This is a genomic window from Streptomyces albidoflavus, from assembly GCF_000719955.1.
Lineage (GTDB): Bacteria > Actinomycetota > Actinomycetes > Streptomycetales > Streptomycetaceae > Streptomyces > Streptomyces albidoflavus.
Genome location: NZ_JOII01000006.1, coordinates 81,853 through 102,963, shown reverse-complemented (window position 1 = coordinate 102,963; position 21,111 = coordinate 81,853). Strand labels below are relative to the sequence as shown.

The window sequence follows — 21,111 nt, the reverse complement described above, 5'->3', positions numbered from 1 at the left end:
CTCCGGTGAGCCCGTCGGCTCGGAACAGTAGGAGTAAGAAGGAGGCGCGACCTGGTCGAGCGTGCATGGCTCTTGGTCAGTCGTGCGCCCTGCCGCCGGTCTCCGCCCGCGCCTTGTGCGACGGGGGCGCACGCCACATCCTGCTGGGTGGTGCGGAGCGCCGAGTGCGCACGAGGAGGGGTGGCTCGTGGGGGGAACAGATCACCAGGCCGTCATGCCGGTCCCGGGCCGGGCGGGGCCCGGAACCGGCCGCACGGCGGTGCTCGACACCTCGGCGGTGGCCCCGCCGGAGCGTGAGGACCTGATCCGGCACGCCCTGTGGGAGTCCTTCTCCCGCATCGACATCCAGCACCACGGTCCCGAGGAGCGCATCGGCGCCCGGATGGGACTCGGCGCCGTGGGCCCCCTCAAGGTCTGCTCCGCCCGGGGCACCCCGGTGACCCTGCGCCGTACCGAGCGGCTGGCCCGGGGGGACCACGCGCCGGCGGTCTTCCTCGGACTCCAGGTCACGGGGACCAACGTGGTGGGACAGTACGGCCGGCAGTGCCGGGTCGGGCCGGGGAGCCTGGTGGTCTTCGAGTCGACCGCGCCATATTCGCTGAGCTTCGAGCAGGGGGTGGACTACCTCTCCCTGCGCATCCCCCGCGAGACGCTCGCGCTCCCGGAACGGGTCCTGCGCGCGGTCACCGCCACCGCCTTCGGCCCCGCCAATCCCACGGCGCGTCTCGCCTTCACCTACTTCTCCCAGCTGGCCGCGAGCGAGGAGTTACGCGGCGGCTCCGGGGCGGAAGCACTCGTACACCCCAGCGTCGAACTCCTGCGGGCCGTGGTCGTCTCCCAGTTCGGCGGGGTGCTGCCCGGGCGGGCGAAGGTGCCGGAAGCGCCGCTCAGCCTGCGGATCACCCAGTACATCCGCGACCACCTGGCCGACCCCGGCCTGTGCGCCCCGCGCATCGCCGCCGCGCACGGCATCTCGGTACGCCACCTCTACACCGTGCTGGCCCGGTCGGGCATCAGCCTCGGCGACTGGATACGCGCCCACCGGCTGGCCGAGTGCCGACGGGAACTGGCCGGGCCGCAGGGCCGCCTCCGCACCATCGCGAGCATCGGCCGCACCTGGGGATTCGTGGACGCCACCCACTTCAGCAAGGCGTTCAAACACGCCTACGGCATCTCCCCGCGTGCCTGGCGGGAACAGCACCATCCGACGCCCCAGCACCGCTGAGCCCCCGCCGCCCCGGCCCCCTTCCCGCCTGTGCCAGAGTTCCCCGCATGGTGTGGAACGGCGACGCGTATCAGGCACGGTTCGACGAGATCGCTGCCGGGGGCGGCGAGGTGCACGGGGAGGCGGAGCTGGTGCGGTCGCTGGGGCCGGGCAGTGTGCTCGACGCCGGGTGCGGGACCGGGCGGGTGGCGGTCGAGCTGGCGCGGCACGGGATCGAGGTGGTGGGGGTGGACCTCGACCCCTCGATGCTGGCGACCGCGCGACGCCTCGCCCCCGGCCTCGCGTGGCACCGGAGCGATCTGGCCGGCCTCGACCTCGGGCGCTCCTTCGACGTGGTGGTGATGGCGGGCAACGTCCCTCTGTTCACCGCACCGGGAACCGAGGCCGCGCTGGTCGCCGGGGTGGCCCGGCATGTGCGCCCGGAAGGCGGCCGACTGGTCGCGGGGTTCTCGCTGGACCGGGGGTACACCCTGGAGGCGTACGACGCGCACGCCTCGGCGGCGGGGCTGGACCTTGAGGCCCGGTACGCGACCTGGGACCGGGAGCCGTACGACGGCGGGGCGTACGCGGTGTCGGTGCACCGGCGGGAGTGAGAGCGCCGGCAGGCGGACAGTCATCGGTGGCGCTTTTCGGGGAAAAGCGCCACCGGTGTTCCGACATTACGGCCGGAATTCACTGGCCGGTTGTTCTGGTGCGGGTCAGCTCTTTTCTTCCGTCTTTTCTCCCGCCGTGTACGACGCGGCACCCGTTCCGGCGAGGCGGCCGCCGTCGACGATGAGGTATTCCTCGCGGATCGGCGTGCCCTGCAGCCAGTCCTCCAGGATCTCGCGGGTGCCGGCCGCGTAGCGGGCCTGGGCGGTGAGGGTGGTGCCGGAGATGTGGGGGGTCATGCCGTTGTGCGGCATGGTGCGCCAGGGGTGGTCGGCGGGGGCGGGCTGGGGGTACCAGACGTCGCCCGCGTAACCGGCGAGCTGTCCCGACTCCAGGGCGCGGACGATCGCGTCGCGGTCGACGATCTGGGCGCGGGCGGTGTTGACGATGTAGGAGCCCGGCCGCATGGCCGCCAGCAGCTTCTCGTCGAAGAGGTTCTGCGTCTCGGGGTGGAGCGGGGCGTGGATGGAGACCACGTCGATGTTGCGGGCGAGTTCCTGGGCACTCGCGTGGAAGGTCAGGCCCAGCTCCTCCTCGACCTCGCGCGGCAGCCGGCGCTTGTCGGTGTAGTGGAGGCGGACGCCGAAGGGCTTGAGGCGGCGCAGCACGGCCTGGCCGATGCGGCCGGCGGCGATGACGCCGACGTCCATGCCCTCCAGGTCGTAGGCGTGCGAGACGCAGTCGGCGATGTTCCAGCCGCCCTCGGCCGCGATCTTGTGGGAGGGCAGGTAGTTGCGGACCAGGGCCAGGATCTGCATCACGGCGTGCTCGGCGACGCTGATGCTGTTGCTGTACGTGACCTCGGCGACGGTGATGCCGCGGGCGATGGCGGCGTCCAGGTCGACGTGGTCGGAGCCGATGCCGGCGGTCAGCGCCAGCTTCAGCTTCGGGGCGCGGGCGATGCGTTCGGCGGTGAGGTAGGCGGGCCAGAACGGCTGGGATATCACCACGTCGGCGTCGGCCAGTTCACGGTCCAGCTCGGAGTCGGGGCCCTCCTTGTCGGAGGTGACCACCAGGGTGTGTCCCTGGGACTCCAGGAATTCCCGCAGCCCCAGCTCCCCGGAGACGCTGCCCACCAGTTCGCCGGGGGTGAAGTCGAGGCCCTCGGGGGTCGGCAGGGTCTGGCCGCCGGGGTAGCCGTCGAGCGCGGGGAGGGAGGTGCGCGCGTACTGGGGCGGGAAGCCGGTGACCGGGTCCGGGTAGAGAACGCAGACGATCTTCGCCATGATTTCCTCCTGGGAAACAGGCATCGGAAATGCGGTTTCGCGTGACCGGGGTATTTCCGGTCCGTTTTCCGAGCCGATATCCACCTTCCACCCGCACGCACGGTGGCGTCAAAGAGGCATTTTCGAATGCGCGATAAGGGGCGCTTATCGAGATGCGGTGGGGGTGGGGCGGGAGAACAATGGCGTCGGCGTCCGGCGCCCCTGTCCGCAGCCCGTCCGACCTTCAGGAGCTTTCATGGCGTCGCAGGAGGAGAAGGGCGGTCGCGTCGCGATCGTCACCGGTGGTTCGCGGGGCATCGGCCGCGAGACGGTGCGCAGGCTGGCCGCCGACGGTTTCGCGGTGGTGGTGGGGTACGCGGGCAACCGCGAGCTGGCCGAGAACGCCGCGCGGGAGGTCACCGCGAACGGCGGCCGGGCCGTCGCGGTCCAGGCCGACATCGCCGAGGAGGAGCAGGTGGCGGCGCTCTTCTCCGAGGCCGAAGCCGCGTTCGGCGGGGTCGACGTGGTGGTGAACGCGGCCGGGCGCATGCACCTGGCGCCCGTCGCCGAGCTGGAACTGGCGGAGCTGGACGCGGTGTTGCGGACCAACGTGCGGGGCACCTTCGTGGTCGCGCGGCAGGCGGCCCGGACGCTGCGCGACGGTGGCGCCCTCGTCACCTTCTCCACCTCGGTGGTGGGCCTGGCCTTCCCCACCTACGGCGCGTACAGCGCGAGCAAGGGCGCGGTGGAGGCGCTGACCCTGGTGCTCGCCCGCGAACTGCGCGGACGGAACGTCACGGTCAACGCCGTCGCCCCCGGCCCGACCGCCACCGACCTCTTCCTCGACGGCAAGGACGAGGAGACCGTGGCGCGGCTGGCGTCGCAGCCGCCGCTGGAACGCCTGGGCACGCCCGAGGACATCGCCGAGGTGGTCGCCTTCCTCGCCTCTCCGGCCGGGCACTGGGTCAACGGCCAGGTGGTGCGCGCCAACGGCGGCATCGTCTGACCGCTCCGGCCGGGCCCGCTCCCGGCCAGGACGGGCCCGGCCAGGACGGACCCGCCCGAGGAATGTACGTTCGTACACTCCGGGCTATAGGCTCCCGCGCATGACAGTCGATGTTGCGACCGGGCCCCCCGTGGCCGTCCGGCGGGCGCGGGTGGCCGTCGCCGTGCTCTTCTTCACCAACGGCGCGCTCTTCGCCAACCTCCTGCCGCGGTATCCGCAGATCAAGGAGGCCCTCGGCATCGGGAACGCGGGGTACGGGCTGGCCGTGGCCGCGTTCCCGGCGGGGGCGGTCGCGGCGGGGCTCGCGGCCGGGGTGGTCATCCGGCGGCTGGGGTCGGCGCGGGCGGCGGTGGCCGGGACGCTGCTGACGGCGGCGGGGATCGTCGCCGCCGGATTCTCCGGCACGGTCGGCCTGTTCGCCGCCGCGCTCTTCCTCGCCGGGGCGATGGACGCCATCACCGACGTGGCGCAGAACGCCCACGGGCTGCGGGTGCAGCGGCGGTACGGGCGCTCGGTCATCAACTCCTTCCACGCCATCTGGTCGATCGGCGCCGTCACCGGCGGGGCGACGGCCGCCGGAGCCATCGCGCTCGGCCTGCCGCCGGGACAGCATCTGGCCGTCTCCGGCGCGGTGTGCACCGCCGCCGCCTTCGGCGCCCTGCGGTTCTGCCTGCCGGGCCCGGACACCGACTCCCCCGTCGAGCCGGTGGCCGACGCGCCCGCCGAACGGCCGGGGAAGACGGTCACCCCGGGCCGCCGTACGGCCTGGGTACTGGCCGCGCTGGTCCTCATCGCGACCGCGGGCACGCAGGTCGAGGACGCCGGCAGTTCCTGGGCGGCGCTCTACCTCTCGGGACCGCTGCACGCCTCGGTGGCGCTGGCCGCCTTCGGCTTCATCGCCCTGGTCGGGGCCCAGTTCGTCGGCCGCATCCTCGGGGACCGGCTGGTCGACCGGTTCGGCCAGCGGGCGGTGGCCCGCGCCGGAGGGCTGATCGCGGCGGCGGGGATGGGCCTCGCCCTGGCCTTCCCGACCGCGCCGGGGACGATCCTCGGCTTCGCGGCGGCCGGGTTCGGCGTGGCCACGCTGGTACCGGCGGCGATGCACGAGGCCGACGAACTGCCGGGGCTCAAACCCGGATCGGGCCTCGCCCTGGTCTCCTGGCTGATGCGGCTCGGCTTCCTGCTCTCCCCGCCCCTGGTCGGCCTGGTCGCCGACGCGGCGAGCCTGCGGGTGGGGCTGCTGGTGGTGCCCTTCGCGGGGGTGCTGGTGCTGCTGCTCGCCGGGGTGCTTCAGGGGCGGCGGGACCGTCCGGGCGACTGACTCCGGCACCAAATTTTGCCTGATTTGCCCGTATATAGGGGTAGCTAACCCCAGAAAGGGACTTTTTGCGGTGCGGAGGAAGTTGCCAGCACGCTCTTCCGGGGCTTATAAGAGGACCGTGGCCGGGGCGAATCCGGGAATTCCGGGGAGTGCCGCCGCCACGGAGGTTTCCCATGTTTCTCACTCCGTCCGACACGGAGAAACTACTGTTGAGCGTCGCCGGAATGGTGGCGCGCGACCGGCGTGAACGCGGCGTTCTCCTCAATTACCCCGAGGCGGTCGCACTGCTCTCCTGCTGGGCCGTGGAACGGGCCAGGGAAGGCGCCTCGGTCAGCGAGCTGATGACGACGGGCCGTTCCGTCCTCACCCGTGCTGACGTGCTGGAAGGCGTCCCGGAGATGGTGCACGACGTCCAGGTCGAGGCGACCTTCCCGGACGGGCGCAAGCTCGTCACGATCACCTCGCCGATCCCGTGATCCCCGGCGAGACCCGGACCGGTCCCGGCGAACTGATACTGAACTCAACTCTTTCCACGATACTGATTTCCGTGGTGAACGACGGCGACCGCCCTATTCAGGTCGGCTCGCATCTGCATTTCCCCGACGCGAATCCGGCGCTTTCCTTCGACCGTTCCGCGGCTGAGGGATTCCGCCTCGACATTCCCTCCGGCACCTCGCTGCGCTTCGAGCCGGGGGTCGGGGTCGATGTCCCCCTGGTGGCACTCGGCGGCCGGCGGCACGTCCCCGGCATCCTCGTGCGCACCGCGCGGCCGGAGCCTCCCGCCGCCGGCACCGGCGCGGCCGGGCCCACGGCCCTCCTGACACCCGGGGCACCCGCCGTGGCGCCGACGGTGCTGGCCCCGTCCACCCGTCCCCTGCCGATGGAGGGAACCTGACATGGCCCGGCTGACCCGTGCCGCCTACGCGGCGCTCTACGGTACCACCACCGGGGACCGCGTCCGCCTCGCCGACACCGACCTGTGGATCGAGGTCGAGGAGGACCGCTGCTTCGGCGGCGACGAGGCCGTCTTCGGTGGCGGCAAGTCCGTGCGCGAGTCGATGGCCCAGGCCACCACCTCGCGCGCCGGCGGCGCCCTCGACCTGGTCGTCACCAACGCCCTCGTCCTCGACCACTGGGGCGTCGTCAAGGCCGACGTCGGCGTCCGCGCCGGGCGGGTCGTCGCGCTGGGCCGCGCGGGCAACCCGGACATCAGCGACGGGGTCCACCCGGAGCTGGTGATCGGCCCCGGCACCGACGTCGTCTCCGGCGAGGGGCGCATCCTCACGGCCGGGGCCGTCGACACCCACGTCCACTTCCTGATGCCGCAGACCCTGCACGAGGCGCTCGCCACCGGCACCACCACCGTGATCGGCGGCGGCACCGGCGCCACCGAGGCGTCCAAGGCGACCACCGTGACCCCGGGGCCGTGGAACCTGGCGATGATGCACCGCTCGCTGGACTCCCTGCCGCTCAACGTCATGCTCTTCGGCAAGGGCTCCACCGTCGGCGAACAGGCGCTGGCCGAGGCCGCGCTCGGCGGCGCCGGCGGCTACAAGGTCCACGAGGACTGGGGCGCCACCCCGGCCGCCGTCGACGCCGCCCTGCGCGCCGCCGACACGTACGGACTCCAGGTCGCGCTGCACGCCGACAGCCTCAACGAGACCGGCTACGTGGAAGGGACCCTCGGCGCGATCGCCGGGCGGGGCATCCACGTCTTCCACGCCGAGGGGGCGGGCGGCGGGCACGCGCCCGACATCATCACCCTCGCCGCCGAGGCGCACATCCTGCCCGCCTCCACCAACCCGACGCTGCCGCACACCGTCAACACCGTCGCCGAACACCTCGACATGCTGATGGTCTGCCACCACCTCAACCCTCGGGTGCCCGAGGACCTCGCCTTCGCCGAGTCGCGCATCCGCGCCACCACCATCGCCGCCGAGGACATCCTCCACGACCTCGGCGCCCTCTCCATCACCTCCTCCGACGCCCAGGCGATGGGCCGGATCGGCGAGGTCGTCTGCCGCACCTGGCAGGTCGCCCACACCATGAAGCAGCGCTTCGGCCGCCTCGGCGGCTCGCTGCCCGCCGACAACGAACGCGCCCGCCGCTACGTCGCCAAGTACACGATCTGCCCGGCCGTCGCGCACGGCATCGACCACGTCGTGGGCTCGGTGGAGCCCGGCAAACTCGCGGACCTGGTCCTGTGGGACCCGGCCTTCTTCGGCATCCGCCCCGCCGCGGTCCTCAAGGGCGGCATGGTGGTGTACGCGCCGCTCGGCGACGCCAACGCCGCCATCCCCACCACCCAGCCGGTCCTGCTGCGCCCCACCGCGGCCGCCGGAGCCGGGGCCCACCTCTCGGTGAGCTTCGTCGCCCCCGCCGCCCTGGACGACGGGCTCGCCGGACGCCTCGGCCTCGCACGGGAGTTGCTGCCGGTCCGGCCGACCCGGCACCTCACCAAGGCGGACCTGCCGAACAACACCGCACTCCCGGCGATCGACGTCGACCCGGAGACCTTCGCCATCAGCGTCGACGGGGAGCCCGTCGTGCCGGCACCCGCCACCACCCTTCCGCTGGCCCAGCGGTACAGCCTCTTCTGATGGGTGCCCTCGCCGCCCTGCTGCTGGGTGACGGGCGCCTGCCGGTCGGTGGCCACACCTACAGCGCCGGGCTCGAACCCGCCGTCGCCGCCGGGCTGACCCGCGACCGCGTCCCGGCGCTGCTGCGGGCCCGGCTGCGCACCACGGCGGTCACCGAGGCGGCCGGCGCCGTCCTCGCGCTGCGGGCGGCACACCGGACGCCGGTGGCGTACGAGCCCGTCCAGCGGGCGCTGGCCGCGCGGATGCCGGCGGCGCCGCAGCGCGAGGTCTCGGCCACCCTGGGCCGGGGTGTCCACCGGCTGGCGCGGCGGCTGGCCCCGGACCATCCGGCGGTCACCGCCCTGGCGGGGCTGGGCTCCCGCCCGCTGCGCCCGGTGGCGTTCGGCGCGCTCGGCGCGCTCGGCGCCGTGATGGGGGTGACGGCGGCCGAACTGGCCCACGCGGTGGTCCACGACGAGCTGCAGACCGTCGCGGCCGCCGCACTCAAACTGCTGCCCGGCGACCCGCTCGACTCGGTCGCCTGGCTCCTCGCCGCCCGGCCCGACGCCGAGTCGGCGGTGGAACTGGCCCTCGCCGTCCGGACCCCGGACGGCCTGCCCGCCCGCGCGGCCCCGCTCACCGAACAGTGGGCGCTGGACCACGCACGACGAGAACGGAGACTCTTCCTTGCCTGACCACGAGAACCGTCCGCACACCCACCACGCCGGCCGGCCGCGCGCACTGCGGCTGGGGGTCGCCGGCCCCGTCGGCACCGGGAAGAGCTCCATCCTGGCGGCGCTCTGCCGGGCGCTCGCCCCCGAGCTGTCGATGGCCGTCGTCACCAACGACATCTACACCGACGAGGACGCCCGCTTCCTGCGCTCCGCCGGGGTCCTGCCGACCGAGCGCATCCGCGCCGTGGAGACGGGCGCCTGCCCGCACACCGCGATCCGCGACGACGTCACCGCCAACCTCGACGCGGTCGAGGATCTGGAGGAGGCGTACGGACCGCTCGACCTCGTCCTGGTGGAGAGCGGCGGCGACAACCTCACCGCGACCTTCAGCCCGGCCCTCGCCGACGCCCAGCTCTTCTGCATCGACGTCGCGGGAGGCGGGGACGTGGCCCGCAAGGGCGGCCCCGGCATCACCGGCGCCGACCTGCTGATCGTCAACAAGACGGATCTGGCCCCGCACGTCGAGGTCGACGTGGCCGCCATGGTCGCCGACGCCGAGGCGGCCCGCGACGGGCTCCCGGTCCTGGCCCTCTCCCGCAAGGACCCGGCCTCGGTCGCCGAACTCGCCGACTGGGTACGGGCGCTGCTGGTACGCCACCGCGCGGGCGTCCATGTGCCCACCGACCCGGGCCCCATGGCCCCGCACCGGCACGCGTGACGGGGACCGACCCGACCGGCGAGGAGACCCGCCCCACCCTGGTCGAAGCGGTGCGCGACGGGGCCGGGCGGCAGGTGGCCGCCGAGCTGAGCCCGGGCGCGTTCCTGGCGCCCCGGCCGCTGTTCTCCCCGCCCGACCGGGTCCGTGTCGCCCTGGTCTCGACCCGGGCGGGGCTGCTGGCCGGGGACACCCTCGACCTGCGGATCACGGTCGGGGCGGGCGCGCGGCTGGAACTGGTGGAACCCTCCGGCCTGGTCGCCTACGACCACCGGGGCGGGGCCTCCCGGTGGCGGGCCCGGGTGGAGATCGCCGAGGGCGGTGAACTCCTCTGGTCAGGAGCCCCGTTCGTGATCGCCTCGGGGGCCAGGGTGGAGCGGCTGACGGAGGTGGAGGTGGCCGCGGGCGGCCGGATGCTCTGGCGGGACCTGCTGGTCCTGGGCCGTTCCGGAGAGCGCGGCGGGGCGGTCCGGGCGCTGACCCGGGCCCGGCACGAGGGCACCGAACTCCTCATGGAGGACCTCGACCTGCTCGACCCTGAGCAGCGCGAACTGCCCGGCGTGCTCGGCCCCCACCGGGTGATCGGCTCGGTCACCTCGCTGGGCGTCCGGCCGCCCGGAGCCGGCCATCCCTCCCGGATGGAGCTGGCGGGGCCAGGGGCGCAGGTCAGACTGCTCGACCGGGTGACTCCGCCGGTCGAGGCGGGGCTGGCGGCCGTCTGGGAGAGCTGGACAGCGACGGAGTGCCGCCCTCAGCCCCCGTCCGGAAGCGCCGCCGTCAGGTCGATCTCCACGAGCTGCCCCGCGAAGCCCAGTTGAGCGACGCCCAGCAGGGTCGCGGCGCCGGTGAAGGCGGGGGCCAGGGCGGAGTCCATGAGCCGCGCCCAGGTGGCCGAGAGGTCGGCCCCGCTCGTCGCTGCGTACGTAGATCACCGCGCGGACGACATCGTCGGGACCGGCGCCGACGGCGGCCAGGGCGGTGAGGGCGTTGGCGACGACCTGGTCGGTCTGGGCGTCGAGGGAGCCGGGGCCGACGAGGTCGCCCTGGGGGTCGAGGGGGCACTGTCCGGCCAGGTGGGCGGTGCGGCCCGCCTCGACCACGGTGACGTGGTGGTAGCCGGGGGTGGCGTGCAGGGCGTCGGGGTCGAGGCGGGTCAGGCGTGGCGTCATGCGGGGAGTCCGGCGCGCGGGCGGGGTGGCCCGCACGGGGATTTCACCCGGCGTCAGGGGCCGTCTCCTCGGCGATCCAGCGGAGGTAGGCGGGGCTGCCGGTGACGGGGGCGGCGAGGATCTCCGGGGTGTCGTAGTCGTGGTGGCTCAGCAGCCACTCCTCCAGGGCCGGGTAGCGCCACTCGGCGGTCTTGAGGTGGAGCTGCCATTCGCGGGCGTTCTCGACCGCGCCCTGCCAGCGGTAGACCGAGGTCACGGGGCCGACGATCTGTACGCAGGCGGCGAGACGGGCCTCGACGGCTCCGGCGGCCAGCGTCTCGGCCCGGTCGGGGGTGTCGACGGTCGTGACGACGACGAGCGCGGGCGGGGGCGTGGACTCCTGCGGGGCGGTCATCTCGGTTCCCTCTCCTGGGGTTACTCGGGTTCCTCGGGCTGAGTGTCGCGCTCACGGTACGTCGGACGGCGGGCGGGCGAGGGGGTTGGGCCGGTCGGGGGTGCGGGTCACCCGTTCACCGGCGGGGCGGGGGAAGGGGCGGCCGCTCGCGGGTACACCTGCTGTGACCTGCGCCGACGAGGCCGACGAGGCGTCAGCCGACTGGGCGGGCGCGGGGCTGTGACGAGGTGTCCGACAGGCGGTGCGCGGCGGGGCGGCTTTACCTCGGTAGCGGGGACGCGCCCCGGCGGCACCCGTGTGCCGCTGTCGTCTGTGGCTAAGGAGCACCATGCGTACTGCCCGTCTGCTGACCGGTACGGTCCGAGCGGCCGCCGCCCTCGGTGCCGGTCTCGCCCTGTCCGCCGCCCCGGCCGCGTACGCCGACGCGGGGGGCGGCGGGCGGGCGGCCGTCGAGCCCCGGCAGGTGGCGCCCGGCGCCGCGGTCACCCTGCTGACCGGCGCCTGCGCCGAGGAGGGCCGGGGCGGCGGGACCGTCACGGGCGACGCGGGCGCGGTCGGCGCGGGGCGGTTCAGCCTGGCGCCGGACGCGGAGGGCGAGGAGGCGCGGGGCACCTTCCGGGTGCCGCGCTCGGCGGTCCCGGGGACGTACGAGATCGTGGCGCGCTGCCCGCAGGGAGAGGTGGTGGCCGCGGATCTGGTGGTGAGGCTCACCTCGCTGGGCGAGGACGACTCCCGGGAGCGGGAGGAGTTGCTGCCGGGCGAGCGGCCCGAGGGGCGTTCGGGGCCCGGGGGCGAACCGGCGGACGCCGCCGGGGAGAAGGTGACCCAGGGTTCCGTGGCGGGCGTCGACTCGGCGCTGGGCACCGACCCGGTGCAGGTCACGGCCGGGGTGGCGGCGCTGGGGCTGGCCGCCGCCGGCGGCACCTGGCTGCTGCACCGCCACACGCGTGGCGGCGGGCTCTGACCGGGCCCGCCCGGCGTCCGGTCCGCGCGGCCGGGGCGGCGGGGCTGTCGCGGCGCAGGGCGGTCACGCTGGCCGTCGGCGCCGGGACCTGGTTCTTCTTCTGCCTGGGGCTGTGGCTGCTGGCGCGCGGGATCAGGTGAGGGCCGGTCCGGTCAGGCGATCCACTGCTCGTACGCCATGTTGGCGACCAGGGCGAGGACGACGACCAGCAGGACGATCCGGACGAAGCCGCTGCCCCGCTTGAGGGCGGTGCGGGCGCCGAGGGTGGCCCCGGCGAGGTTGAAGACGGCCATCACCACGGCGAGCTGCCAGAAGACGGTGCCCTGCCAGGCGAACATGGCGAGCGCGCCGGCGTTGGTGCAGCAGTTGACGATCTTCGCGGTGGCGGAGGCGGTGACCAGGTTCAGGTGGAGGACGGCGGTCAGCGCCAGCACCAGGAAGGTGCCGGTGCCGGGGCCGATCAGCCCGTCGTAGAAGCCGATGCCGAGGCCGGCCAGGCCGATCGCGGCGAGGGTGCGGCGCCGCGAGACCGGGCCCGGCGGGGGCGCGGTGGTGCCGAAGGCGGGCTTGAGGATGACGAAGGCGGCGACGGCGAGCAGCACCACCATGATCACCGGCTTGAGCACCTCGGTGCTCATCCCCGCCGCGAAGAAGGCGCCGCCGGTCGAGCCGGCCAGCGCGGCCAGGCCGATCCGGACGGCGGTGCGGACGTCGACGGGGGCGCGGCGGGCGTAGGTGACGGCGGCCCCGGTGGTGCCGACGATGGCGACGGCCTTGTTGGTGCCGAGGGCGAAGGCGGCGGGGGTGTTGGCGGGGAGCCCCAGGAGCAGCGCGGGCAGCAGGAGCAGCCCACCGCCGCCGACCACGGCGTCGATCCAGCCGGCGGCCAGCGCGGCCACGCAGAGCAGGATGATGCTGGTCAGGGCTATGTCAGGCATGGGCATGACCCTATCGGGGAGGCGCGCCCAGCCCCTCGGGAGCCCACGGGCCGAGACGGCGCACGCCCGCTCCCGGGCCCCGGACACCACAGCGCCCCTGGGGCCCGCCCTCGTGAAGCGGGACCCAGGGGCTCTGTCACCGGACCGGGCCCGGCGCTCCCCCGCACAAGGGTGGCGACGGGTCCGGTCCAGGGTGGAACCGGAACCTTACGCGGTGCACGCCGGTGAGGGTCAGGGGCTGGCGTGCGGGCGGCTCCGGAGGTCGCGGGTCAGCGGCTGTCGCTGCCCTTCGAGGCGGCCGAGGCACGGCCGGCCTCCAGCCGGGCGACCGGGATGCGGAACGGCGAGCAGGAGACGTAGTCGAGTCCGACCTCGTGGAAGAAGTGGACGGACTCCGGGTCGCCGCCGTGCTCACCGCAGACGCCGAGCTTGAGGTCGGGGCGGGTGGCCCGGCCGGCCTCGACCGCGTCGCGGACGAGCTTGCCGACGCCGTCCTTGTCGATGGTCTCGAAGGGCGAGACCCCGAAGATGCCCTTCTCCAGGTAGGCGGTGAAGAAGCTGGCCTCCACGTCGTCCCGGGAGAAGCCCCACACGGTCTGGGTGAGGTCGTTGGTGCCGAAGGAGAAGAACTCGGCGGCCTCGGCGATCTGGCCGGCGGTCAGCGCGGCGCGGGGCAGCTCGATCATGGTGCCGAGCGCCAGCTTCAGGTCGACGCCGGTCTCCTTCTGCACCTCGGCGAGGACCTGCTCGGCGTCGTCGCGGACCAGTTCCAGCTCCTGGACGGTGCCGACCAGCGGGATCATGATCTCGGCGCGCGGGTCGCCGTTGGCCTTCTTCCGCTCGGCGGCGGCCTCGGCGATGGCGCGGACCTGCATGGTGAACAGGCCGGGGATGACCAGGCCGAGACGGACGCCGCGCAGGCCGAGCATCGGGTTCTGCTCGTGCAGGCGGTGGACGGCCTGGAGCAGGCGCAGGTCGTTCTCGTTGGCGTCCTGGCGGGATTCGGCGAGGGCGACGCGGACCGACAGCTCGGTGATGTCGGGCAGGAACTCGTGGAGCGGCGGGTCGAGGAGCCGGACGGTGACGGGCAGGCCGTCCATCGCCTCGAACAGCTCGACGAAGTCCTTCTTCTGGAGCGGCAGCAACTGCTCCAGCGCCCTCTCCCGCTCGGCGTCGGTGTCGGCGAGGATCAGCTTCTCGACCATCTCGCGGCGCTCGCCGAGGAACATGTGCTCGGTGCGGCACAGGCCGATGCCCTGGGCGCCGAACCGGCGGGCGCGCAGGGCGTCCTCGGCGTTGTCGGCGTTGGCGCGCACCCGCAGGCGGCGGACGCGGTCGGCGTAGGCCATGATCCGGTGGACGGCGGCGACCAGTTCGTCGGCGTCGTCGGCGCCGGCGTGCATCCGGCCCTCGAAGTACTCGACGACGGGCGAGGGCACGACGGGCACCTCACCGAGGTACACCTTGCCGCTGGAGCCGTCGATGGAGACGACGTCGCCCTCCTCGACGACGAGGCCGCCCGGCGCGGTCATCCGGCGCTGCTTGGTGTCCACCTCCAGGTCCTCGGCGCCGCAGACACAGGTCTTGCCCATGCCGCGGGCGACGACGGCGGCGTGCGAGGTCTTGCCGCCGCGCGAGGTGAGGATGCCCTCGGCGGCGATCATGCCGTCCAGGTCGTCCGGGTTGGTCTCGCGGCGGATCAGGATGACCTTCTCGCCGGACCGCGACCACTTGATGGCGGTGTACGAGTCGAAGACGGCCTTGCCGACGGCGGCACCGGGCGAGGCGGCGATGCCCCGGCCGATGGTCTCGACGGAGGTGGTCTCGTCGAAGCGGGGGAACATCAGCTGCGCCAGCTGCGCGCCGTTGACCCGCTGGAGCGCCTCGGCCTCGTCGATGAGCCCCTGGTCGACGAGCTGGGTGGCGATGCGGAAGGCGGCACCGGCGGTGCGCTTGCCGACGCGGGTCTGGAGCATCCAGAGCTGGCCGCGCTCGATGGTGAACTCGATGTCGCAGAGATCCTTGTAGTGGGTCTCCAGCGTCTCCATGATCTCCATGAGCTGGTCGTACGACTTCTTGTCGATCGACTCCAGCTCGGCGAGCGGCACGGTGTTGCGGATGCCGGCGACGACGTCCTCGCCCTGGGCGTTCTGCAGGTAGTCGCCGTAGACGCCCTGGTGGCCGCTGGCGGGGTCGCGGGTGAAGGCGACGCCGGTGCCGGAGTCGGGGCCGAGGTTGCCGAAGACCATGGAGCAGATGTTGACCGCGGTGCCCAGGTCGTGCGGGATGCGCTCCTGGCGGCGGTAGAGCTTGGCGCGGTCGCCGTTCCACGACTCGAAGACGGCCTTTATGGCGAGGTCCATCTGCTCGCGCGGGTCCTGCGGGAAGTCGCGCCCGGCCTCGGCCTTGACGATCTTCTTGAACTTGGTGACGAGCTTCTTCAGCTCGGCCGCGTCCAGGTCGGTGTCGACCGTGACCTTCTTGGCCTTCTTCGCCGCGTCCAGGGCCTCTTCGAAGAGGTCGCCGTCGACGTCGAGGACGGTCTTGCCGAACATCTGGATGAGGCGGCGGTACGAGTCCCAGGCGAAGCGCTCGTCGCCGGACTGCGCGGCGAGGCCCTTCACGGACTTGTCGGAGAGGCCGATGTTGAGGACGGTGTCCATCATGCCCGGCATCGAGAACTTGGCGCCGGAGCGCACCGAGACCAGCAGCGGGTCGTCGGCCTGGCCGAGCTTCTTGCCCATGGTCCGCTCCAGGGCGTCGAGGTGCGCACTCACCTCGTCGCGGAGCTCCTTGGGCTCGTCACCGCTGTCGAGGTACGTCTTGCACGCCTCGGTGGTGATGGTGAAGCCCGGAGGGACGGGCAGACCCAGGTTGGTCATCTCGGCGAGGTTGGCCCCCTTGCCGCCGAGAAGGTCCTTGAGGTCGCGGTTGCCCTCGGTGAAGTCGTAGACGAACTTCTGCGCGTGCGCCTGCTCGGCACCGGCGTTCGTTACGGCGGGTTCTGTGTTCTTCGATTCCGACACGGGATTCGACTCCTCGCGGACTGGCTGCCCTGACGGCGAGGAACATACCCAGATCGAAGGCTCCTCGGTACGTCCACTTGCGCGTCATGGGGCTGCCGCCACCCGTCTGCCAGCAGATCTAAAGTGATCGCAAGGGAGCGCGGATCAAGAATCCGCGTTCAAGAGTCGAACGGATAAAAGCGGAACGTGAGACTCCGGGGCCGATTCGGTGACGCTCGGCAACATTGATGTTCGGCTCAAAAATGATCGAGCATTGGCACCCAGTGCCACCCTTTGACAAGTGCAGACCCCCAATTCGCGCTCATCTGAGCAGAGGCCCGATCAGGGGTGGCGAGAATCACGCCCTACGCCAGGGGTTCGGGCCACCATGTGGACCACTTCCGCACGCCAGGCGAACAGCTCACACCGCATACCGGCACTCTCGGCACGGGGTGCCGCACGGATGGCCCCGCGGGGGCGCGGGTTTGCGCCAATCCGGGGGCGGGGGTGGGGTGTGCTCGGATGAGCGGGGCCAAGTGCCGCAACCGTGCTCAAGTGACGAGGCTGCGGCTTGGGGGATGTGGCCTCGTCGTTCGTCGCGACGGAGACGGGCTGGTGCCGCCTGCGGCGTCTCCACTACGAGCCACATCGGCATCCATCCCCACCCACGCCCGGCAGAACGAGCGAAGCAGGCGCGGAGCAAGGGGCGCCGACAGCTGACCCGTCCTGCAGACCGGGCGGGTCAACTGTCGGCAAGAGGCTGACGAAGCAGGTGCTTGTGCAGCGCACCGCGCGGCTCGACCGTCCCCAGACGGAGCCAGGAGCGGTCCCGGAAGCGGACCAGGACGATGCGGGTGTCGAACTCGCCGTTGAACGGGTCGACGAGGACGGCCTCGGAGCCGGAGAGACGCGCGACCACGCGCATGTGCTTCTCCTTTCCGACCGACACGCGTTTCGGCGGAGCCGCCAGGACGATCCCGTCCTCCACCGCGACGACGAGCCGTTCGGGGTGAGCGGAGCGGCTGTACCAGCCCAGCAGGAAACGCCCCGCGTCGCCGTGCCAGTTCCCGTCGAAGACCTGGTCGAGTCCGCGCTCGGCGATGAGAGCGTCCCGCCGCCTGTCGGCGGCGTCCTTGGCGCGCAGCCGCTCCCTCTCGGACTTCGTCGCGAGGGCCCGCTTCAGCGCTTCCTTCGCGTCGGACAAAAGGGACAACAGCATGACGAGCGGCGCGAAAAGCAGCGCGAGCGCCGCGCCGACCATGCCCAGAGGGCGAAGTCTCCCCGGCCGCAGCGGGGGATGGCCGGCGGCCCGGAGAACCTCCGCGGGAGGCTGGGGGATCTTGTCGATCGTGCACCACTCAGCGGCTTCGGCACGGACACCGAGGCGGTCCGCCATCATGCGCTGCTCGCTCCTGGATGCCACGGGGGACTCTCCTTGGTTACGGACGAACTCGCCTACTGGAAATGGGAGTTGCTTGAACGTGCGCTCCCAGGCGCCGATCAGCAGGTGCAGCTCCAACGAGCTGCCATGTACGAAACCAGGACCGGCATCTCTGCGTCGATCCACGTCCCGAGGGATTACAGGCTGCCCGTCCCCGGGAGGGGTTCGATGCGAATCGGCCACACTCGAGGTCGGCGGCGCACCTGGACTCAAGACTTTGGTGGACCGGCAGGTGCGGGGCAAGACCGCTGCGGCCTCTTCACCTCCGGCACGGTTGCCGTCTGACGGAGTCAGGCAGGGTGTTCCGCCAGCAGAGCCTCGGTGGCCTTCTCGCTGGCGAGGTAGACCGCGGAGGCGATGAACAGGCCCGGGATGTCCGGGAAGACCGAGGCGTCCACGACACGTAGCCCGGGCACTCCGCGCACCCGGAAATCGCCGTCGAGCACGGCTTCGGGGTCGTCGTCGGCGCCGATCCTCGCGGTGCCGCAGGCGTGGTGGCCCCACGACTGGGTCCGCGCCCACTCCATGAGCTGGTCGGGAGTGCGGACTTCGGGACCGGGGACCAGCTCGCGTACGACGCCGGCGGAGGCGGCGGCCTGGTCCAGGAACTCCCGGGCCAGTTCCAGGCCGTCGGCGAGGCCCCGCAGGTCCTCCTCCCAGCCGGGGGTGCCCTCGGCGAAGTAGCGGAACCGGATCTCCGGGGGGTCCGTGGGGTCGGCCGAGCGCAGGGTCAGCGCACCGCCGCGGTTCCTGGTGTGGCCCTTGAGCACGACCACGCCCAGCCGGTCGTGGGCGAGGGTGCCGTCCTGGGCGTAACCCGGGTAGTAGCCGTGGAAGTCGAGGGGCGTCACCAGCAGCATGAGGTCGGAGTCGCCCCTGGAGACGCTCGACCGGCCGATGATCGCGGCGAGCTGGCCGTTGGTCCCGTACGGGCCGCCGTGCCCGGCGCGCCACTCGGCGATGAGCGCGTCCTCCCGCTCGCCCGGGGCGGGGACGTCGAGCGTGGAGCCGTCGAAGAGCGGGTAGTTGCGGTCGAGTTCGGCGATGACGGAGGCCTCGTACCGGTCGTGCAGGTTCCGCCCGACGCCCGGGGCGTCGACGAGCACAGGGATGCCGAGGCGGTCGAGTTCGGCACGGGGGCCGATGCCGGAGAGCATGAGCAGTTGCGGGGTGTTGTAGGTGCCGCCCGCCAGGACGACCTCCTTGGAGGCGTACGCCTCGCCGGTCACGGGCTCGGCCTCGCCCCTGTCCGCCGGGTCGGGCGAGAGGCGGCAGGTGCGCTCCGGCGCGGCGCCGTAGGCCCGGCGCTGCTCGCGGTAGGCGACGCCGACCGCGCGGCCGTCCTCGACGATCACGCGGGTCACCAGGGTGTCGGTCCTGATCGTCAGACGGTCGCCGACCTGCCGTCGGACGTCGAGCAGCCGCTCGCGGGTGCCGTTGCGCACGCCCTGGTCGACCGCGACCGGGATGAAGGCCATCCCCTGGAAGTCCGGCGGGGTGTCGGCGGCGTTGGGATCGCGGGGCAGCGGGACGTCGTCGGGGATGCCGAAGCGGGCGCGGGCGGTCTGCTCGACGGCGCCGATGATGTCGAGGAACCGGGGCTCGCGCGGGGCCAGTCCCGGGGCGGCGCGCGTCGTGGCGAGCCAGCCCTCCCTGCCGTGCCGTGCCTTCGCGTCCCGCTCGGCCGCGCTCTCGCCCGGCAGCGGCTCGGCGTCCTGCCCCTGCCAGTTCTCCAGGCGCCGGAACCGTTCCCGCATCGCCTCGACGCCCCAGCCGGGGTCCCCGGTCAGCTCGGCCAGCCGCCGCCACTCCTCCCCCTGGGGGAAGAGGGTGATCAGCGCGTTCACCGTCGTGCTGCCGCCCAGTGAGCTGCCACGCGGGTACAGGACGCCGTCCCGGGCCTCGTCGAACTTCTGGTCATGGCGCGCGGTCGCCGGGTCGTCCCAGTGGTGGACGAAGAAGTTCCACGCCATGTCCGGGTCCTCGCTGGCGAAGGACTGCATGATCGGGATCGAGCGGTACGGGCAGTCGTGGTCCCCGCCCGCCTCCAGCACGAGCACCCGGTGTCCGGCGAGGGCCAGGTTGGCGGCGAGCGGGCCTCCGCCCGCTCCGGAGCCGACGACGACGAAGTCGTACTCCTGCCCGTTCCGGGGTGACGGCTGGGACATGCGGGACCTCCTCGTCGTCCCCCTCGCGGCCACTCTGCCCCGGGGTGGTGGGGGCCGCCACCGGGCGGGCGGGGGTGCCTGGCGCGCCTGCGGAGAGCGAGGAGGTCACCGGGACGCTGGACCGGTCGCCGGCCGAGGACCGGTTCGTCGTCACGCTGTGCCACGGGCGCGTCTCGCTGGTCGCGGCGGGCAGGGGGAAGGTGGCCTCGCCCTTCGCGGGGTGCTCCGTCAGCGCCTTCCCCGACGCGCTCGACACCGGGGCCAACCCGGAGATCGCGTACCTGCCGGGGCCGCCGCCGGCTGAGCCCCACCCCTCACAGGGAAAGGGCCGCCAGCCGTTCCTCCACGCGCTCCGGGGCGAAGACGTGTTCCACGACGAGTGCCCCGGCGCCGCGCACGGCGGCCCGCTCCCCCAGCCGGGAGGTGACCACCTCCAGGTGGGCGGTGGAGCGGGGCAGGGCCCGTTCGTAGAGGAGTTCCCGGACGCCGGTGAGGAAGGCGGTGCCGGCCAGGTCGCCGGCGATCATCAGGACGCCCGGGTTGAGGAGGGTGACGACGGTGGCCAGGACCTCGCCGACGTGCCGGCCGGCCTCGCGGGCCAGCCGGGACGCCTCGGGGTGCCCGGCGGCGAGGAGGTCGCGGACGTCCGAGCCGGAGGCTGCCGGGACCCCGGCCTCGGTGAGCCGTGCGGCGAGCGCCCGGCCGCTGGCGATGGCGGCGAGGCAGCCGTGGGCCCCGCAGGTGCAGCGGGCGTCCTGCCCGGCGGGGACCCGGATGTGGCCGATGTCGCCCGCGCCCCCGTCGACGCCCCGGAAGATCCCGCCGTCCACCACGACGCCCGCGCCGATCCCGGTGGAGACCTTGACCAGGGCGAAGGCGGCGCAGTCGCGGTGGGCGTGGCGCTGCTCGCCGTAGGCCATGAGGTTGGCGTCGTTGTCGACCAGGACCGGCGGGGGCGGGGCGCCGCAGTGGCGGCGGAAGGCGTCGCCGAGGAGGCCGGGGAGGGGTGCCCCGTCCCAGCCCGGCATGATCGGCGGCTGGACGACCCGGCCGGTGGCGTGGTCGACCGGTCCGGGCACGGCGAGACCAATCCCACACACGGCGTCGGCGGGGCTCCGCGCCTGGACGAGCAGGGCGGCGAACCAGCGGCCGAGGGTGTCGAGGACCGGGCCGGGTCCGGCGGCGATGTCGAGGGGACCGGTGTGCTCGGCGAGGAGTTCCCCGCCGAGGGTGAGGACGGCGGCGCGGGCGTGCCGGGTCTCCAGGTCGGCGGCGAGGACGAGGCCGTGGCGGTCGTCGAACTCCAGCCGTACGGAGGGGCGTCCCCCGAGCGGGGAGCCGCCGGGGTCGGCCGGGCCCTCGCGCAGCCATCCGGCGCGGAAGAGCCGGTCGAGGCGGTGGCCGACGGTGGCGCGGGAGAGTCCGGTGGCCTGCTGGAGGGCGCCGCGCGTGGTGGCGCGGCCGCTCCGGACGAGGGCGAGCAGATCCCCCGCACCGGCCCGGGGACCGGCCTTTCCGGCCGAACTCGACATGTCCTACCCCCTTGCGCTCATCAACTGTGCATTACACAGTGAGTTTTGCGTGTTAAATAGACGTAACCCTACGGTACCCACTGCCGCACGACGGGGGCAGTGGTGCGTCCGTACGACCCTCCAG

General features: G+C 73.2%; 18 protein-coding genes and 1 pseudogene. 11 read left to right on the top strand and 8 right to left on the bottom strand.

Going from position 1 to position 21,111, the window contains the following annotated elements; all coding sequences use genetic code 11:
- Positions 1 to 214: 214 nt before the first annotated feature.
- Positions 215 to 1,225 carry an AraC-like ligand-binding domain-containing protein gene (locus IF45_RS0108255; RefSeq protein ID WP_030306519.1) on the top strand — a complete coding sequence of 337 codons (1,011 nt, stop codon included), beginning with the start codon at positions 215 to 217 and terminating at the stop codon, positions 1,223 to 1,225.
- A 47-nt stretch (positions 1,226 to 1,272) separates the two neighbouring features.
- A complete protein-coding gene (locus tag IF45_RS0108250) occupies positions 1,273 to 1,818 on the top strand; it encodes a class I SAM-dependent DNA methyltransferase (protein ID WP_008405582.1) in 546 nt (181 codons plus the stop codon).
- A gap of 105 nt (positions 1,819 to 1,923) precedes the next feature.
- Here the strand turns inward: IF45_RS0108250 and IF45_RS0108245 are convergent, their stop codons facing one another.
- Positions 1,924 to 3,102: an NAD-dependent formate dehydrogenase gene (locus IF45_RS0108245; protein ID WP_030306518.1), complete on the bottom strand. Its 1,179-nt coding sequence runs from the start codon at positions 3,100 to 3,102 to the stop codon at positions 1,924 to 1,926.
- A gap of 235 nt (positions 3,103 to 3,337) precedes the next feature.
- On the opposite strand from IF45_RS0108245, the gene IF45_RS0108240 reads away from it, so the two are divergent.
- From IF45_RS0108240 to IF45_RS0108205, 8 genes are all read left to right on the top strand, one after another.
- A complete protein-coding gene (locus tag IF45_RS0108240) occupies positions 3,338 to 4,087 on the top strand; it encodes an SDR family oxidoreductase (protein ID WP_030306517.1) in 750 nt (249 codons plus the stop codon).
- Between the two features lie 100 nt (positions 4,088 to 4,187).
- Positions 4,188 to 5,408: an MFS transporter gene (locus IF45_RS0108235; protein ID WP_003947915.1), complete on the top strand. Its 1,221-nt coding sequence runs from the start codon at positions 4,188 to 4,190 to the stop codon at positions 5,406 to 5,408.
- Positions 5,409 to 5,581: 173 nt separating this feature from the next.
- Complete coding sequence (locus IF45_RS0108230) at positions 5,582 to 5,884, top strand: urease subunit gamma (RefSeq protein ID WP_008405589.1); 303 nt, start codon at positions 5,582 to 5,584, stop codon at positions 5,882 to 5,884.
- Entirely contained in the window at positions 5,881 to 6,303 is a 423-nt protein-coding gene (gene ureB, locus IF45_RS0108225; protein ID WP_018468053.1) for an urease subunit beta, read from the top strand. Before IF45_RS0108230 ends, ureB begins: the two co-directional genes overlap by 4 nt.
- A 1-nt stretch (position 6,304) precedes the next feature.
- Complete coding sequence (locus IF45_RS0108220; RefSeq protein WP_030306516.1) at positions 6,305 to 8,008, top strand: urease subunit alpha; 1,704 nt, start codon at positions 6,305 to 6,307, stop codon at positions 8,006 to 8,008.
- On the top strand, positions 8,008 to 8,682 hold the full coding sequence (locus tag IF45_RS0108215; RefSeq protein ID WP_030306514.1) for an urease accessory protein UreF: 675 nt from the start codon (positions 8,008 to 8,010) through the stop codon (positions 8,680 to 8,682). The genes IF45_RS0108220 and IF45_RS0108215 overlap by 1 nt, the downstream gene beginning before the upstream one ends.
- A complete protein-coding gene (gene ureG / locus IF45_RS0108210; RefSeq protein WP_018894405.1) occupies positions 8,675 to 9,379 on the top strand; it encodes an urease accessory protein UreG in 705 nt (234 codons plus the stop codon). Before IF45_RS0108215 ends, ureG begins: the two co-directional genes overlap by 8 nt.
- Positions 9,376 to 10,194, top strand: coding sequence for an urease accessory protein UreD (locus IF45_RS0108205; RefSeq protein ID WP_030306511.1), 819 nt, complete (start codon positions 9,376 to 9,378; stop codon positions 10,192 to 10,194). Before ureG ends, IF45_RS0108205 begins: the two co-directional genes overlap by 4 nt.
- Here the strand turns inward: IF45_RS0108205 and IF45_RS32170 are convergent.
- Both IF45_RS32170 and cutA read right to left on the bottom strand, forming a co-directional pair.
- Positions 10,128 to 10,545 (bottom strand): annotated as a pseudogene (locus tag IF45_RS32170) (RidA family protein). The gene IF45_RS0108205 and the pseudogene IF45_RS32170 sit on opposite strands and share 67 nt — an antisense overlap.
- Positions 10,546 to 10,588: 43 nt before the next feature.
- Entirely contained in the window at positions 10,589 to 10,939 is a 351-nt protein-coding gene (cutA, locus tag IF45_RS0108200) for a divalent-cation tolerance protein CutA (RefSeq protein ID WP_030306509.1), read from the bottom strand.
- Positions 10,940 to 11,267: 328 nt separating this feature from the next.
- Here cutA and IF45_RS0108195 point away from each other — a divergent pair, with 328 nt between their 5' ends.
- Positions 11,268 to 11,903 (top strand): hypothetical protein, encoded by a 636-nt coding sequence (locus IF45_RS0108195; protein WP_030306508.1) that lies wholly within the window; start codon positions 11,268 to 11,270, stop codon positions 11,901 to 11,903.
- Between the two features lie 152 nt (positions 11,904 to 12,055).
- Here IF45_RS0108195 and IF45_RS0108190 read toward each other — a convergent pair whose 3' ends face one another.
- From IF45_RS0108190 to IF45_RS0108170, 5 genes are all read right to left on the bottom strand, one after another.
- Positions 12,056 to 12,841 carry a sulfite exporter TauE/SafE family protein gene (locus IF45_RS0108190; protein ID WP_010637756.1) on the bottom strand — a complete coding sequence of 262 codons (786 nt, stop codon included), beginning with the start codon at positions 12,839 to 12,841 and terminating at the stop codon, positions 12,056 to 12,058.
- Positions 12,842 to 13,110: 269 nt separating this feature from the next.
- Positions 13,111 to 15,867, bottom strand: coding sequence for a pyruvate, phosphate dikinase (ppdK, locus tag IF45_RS0108185; protein ID WP_030306505.1), 2,757 nt, complete (start codon positions 15,865 to 15,867; stop codon positions 13,111 to 13,113).
- 721 nt (positions 15,868 to 16,588) lie between these two features.
- Positions 16,589 to 17,269, bottom strand: a complete 681-nt coding sequence (locus tag IF45_RS0108180; protein WP_100750447.1) for a hypothetical protein — start codon at positions 17,267 to 17,269, stop codon at positions 16,589 to 16,591.
- A 308-nt stretch (positions 17,270 to 17,577) separates the two neighbouring features.
- The gene (locus IF45_RS0108175) at positions 17,578 to 19,455 is read right to left on the bottom strand and encodes a GMC family oxidoreductase (RefSeq protein ID WP_030306503.1); all 1,878 of its coding nucleotides are present in this window, start codon (positions 19,453 to 19,455) and stop codon (positions 17,578 to 17,580) included.
- 314 nt (positions 19,456 to 19,769) lie between these two features.
- A complete protein-coding gene (locus IF45_RS0108170) occupies positions 19,770 to 20,987 on the bottom strand; it encodes an ROK family protein (protein ID WP_018468061.1) in 1,218 nt (405 codons plus the stop codon).
- Positions 20,988 to 21,111 lie beyond the last annotated feature (124 nt).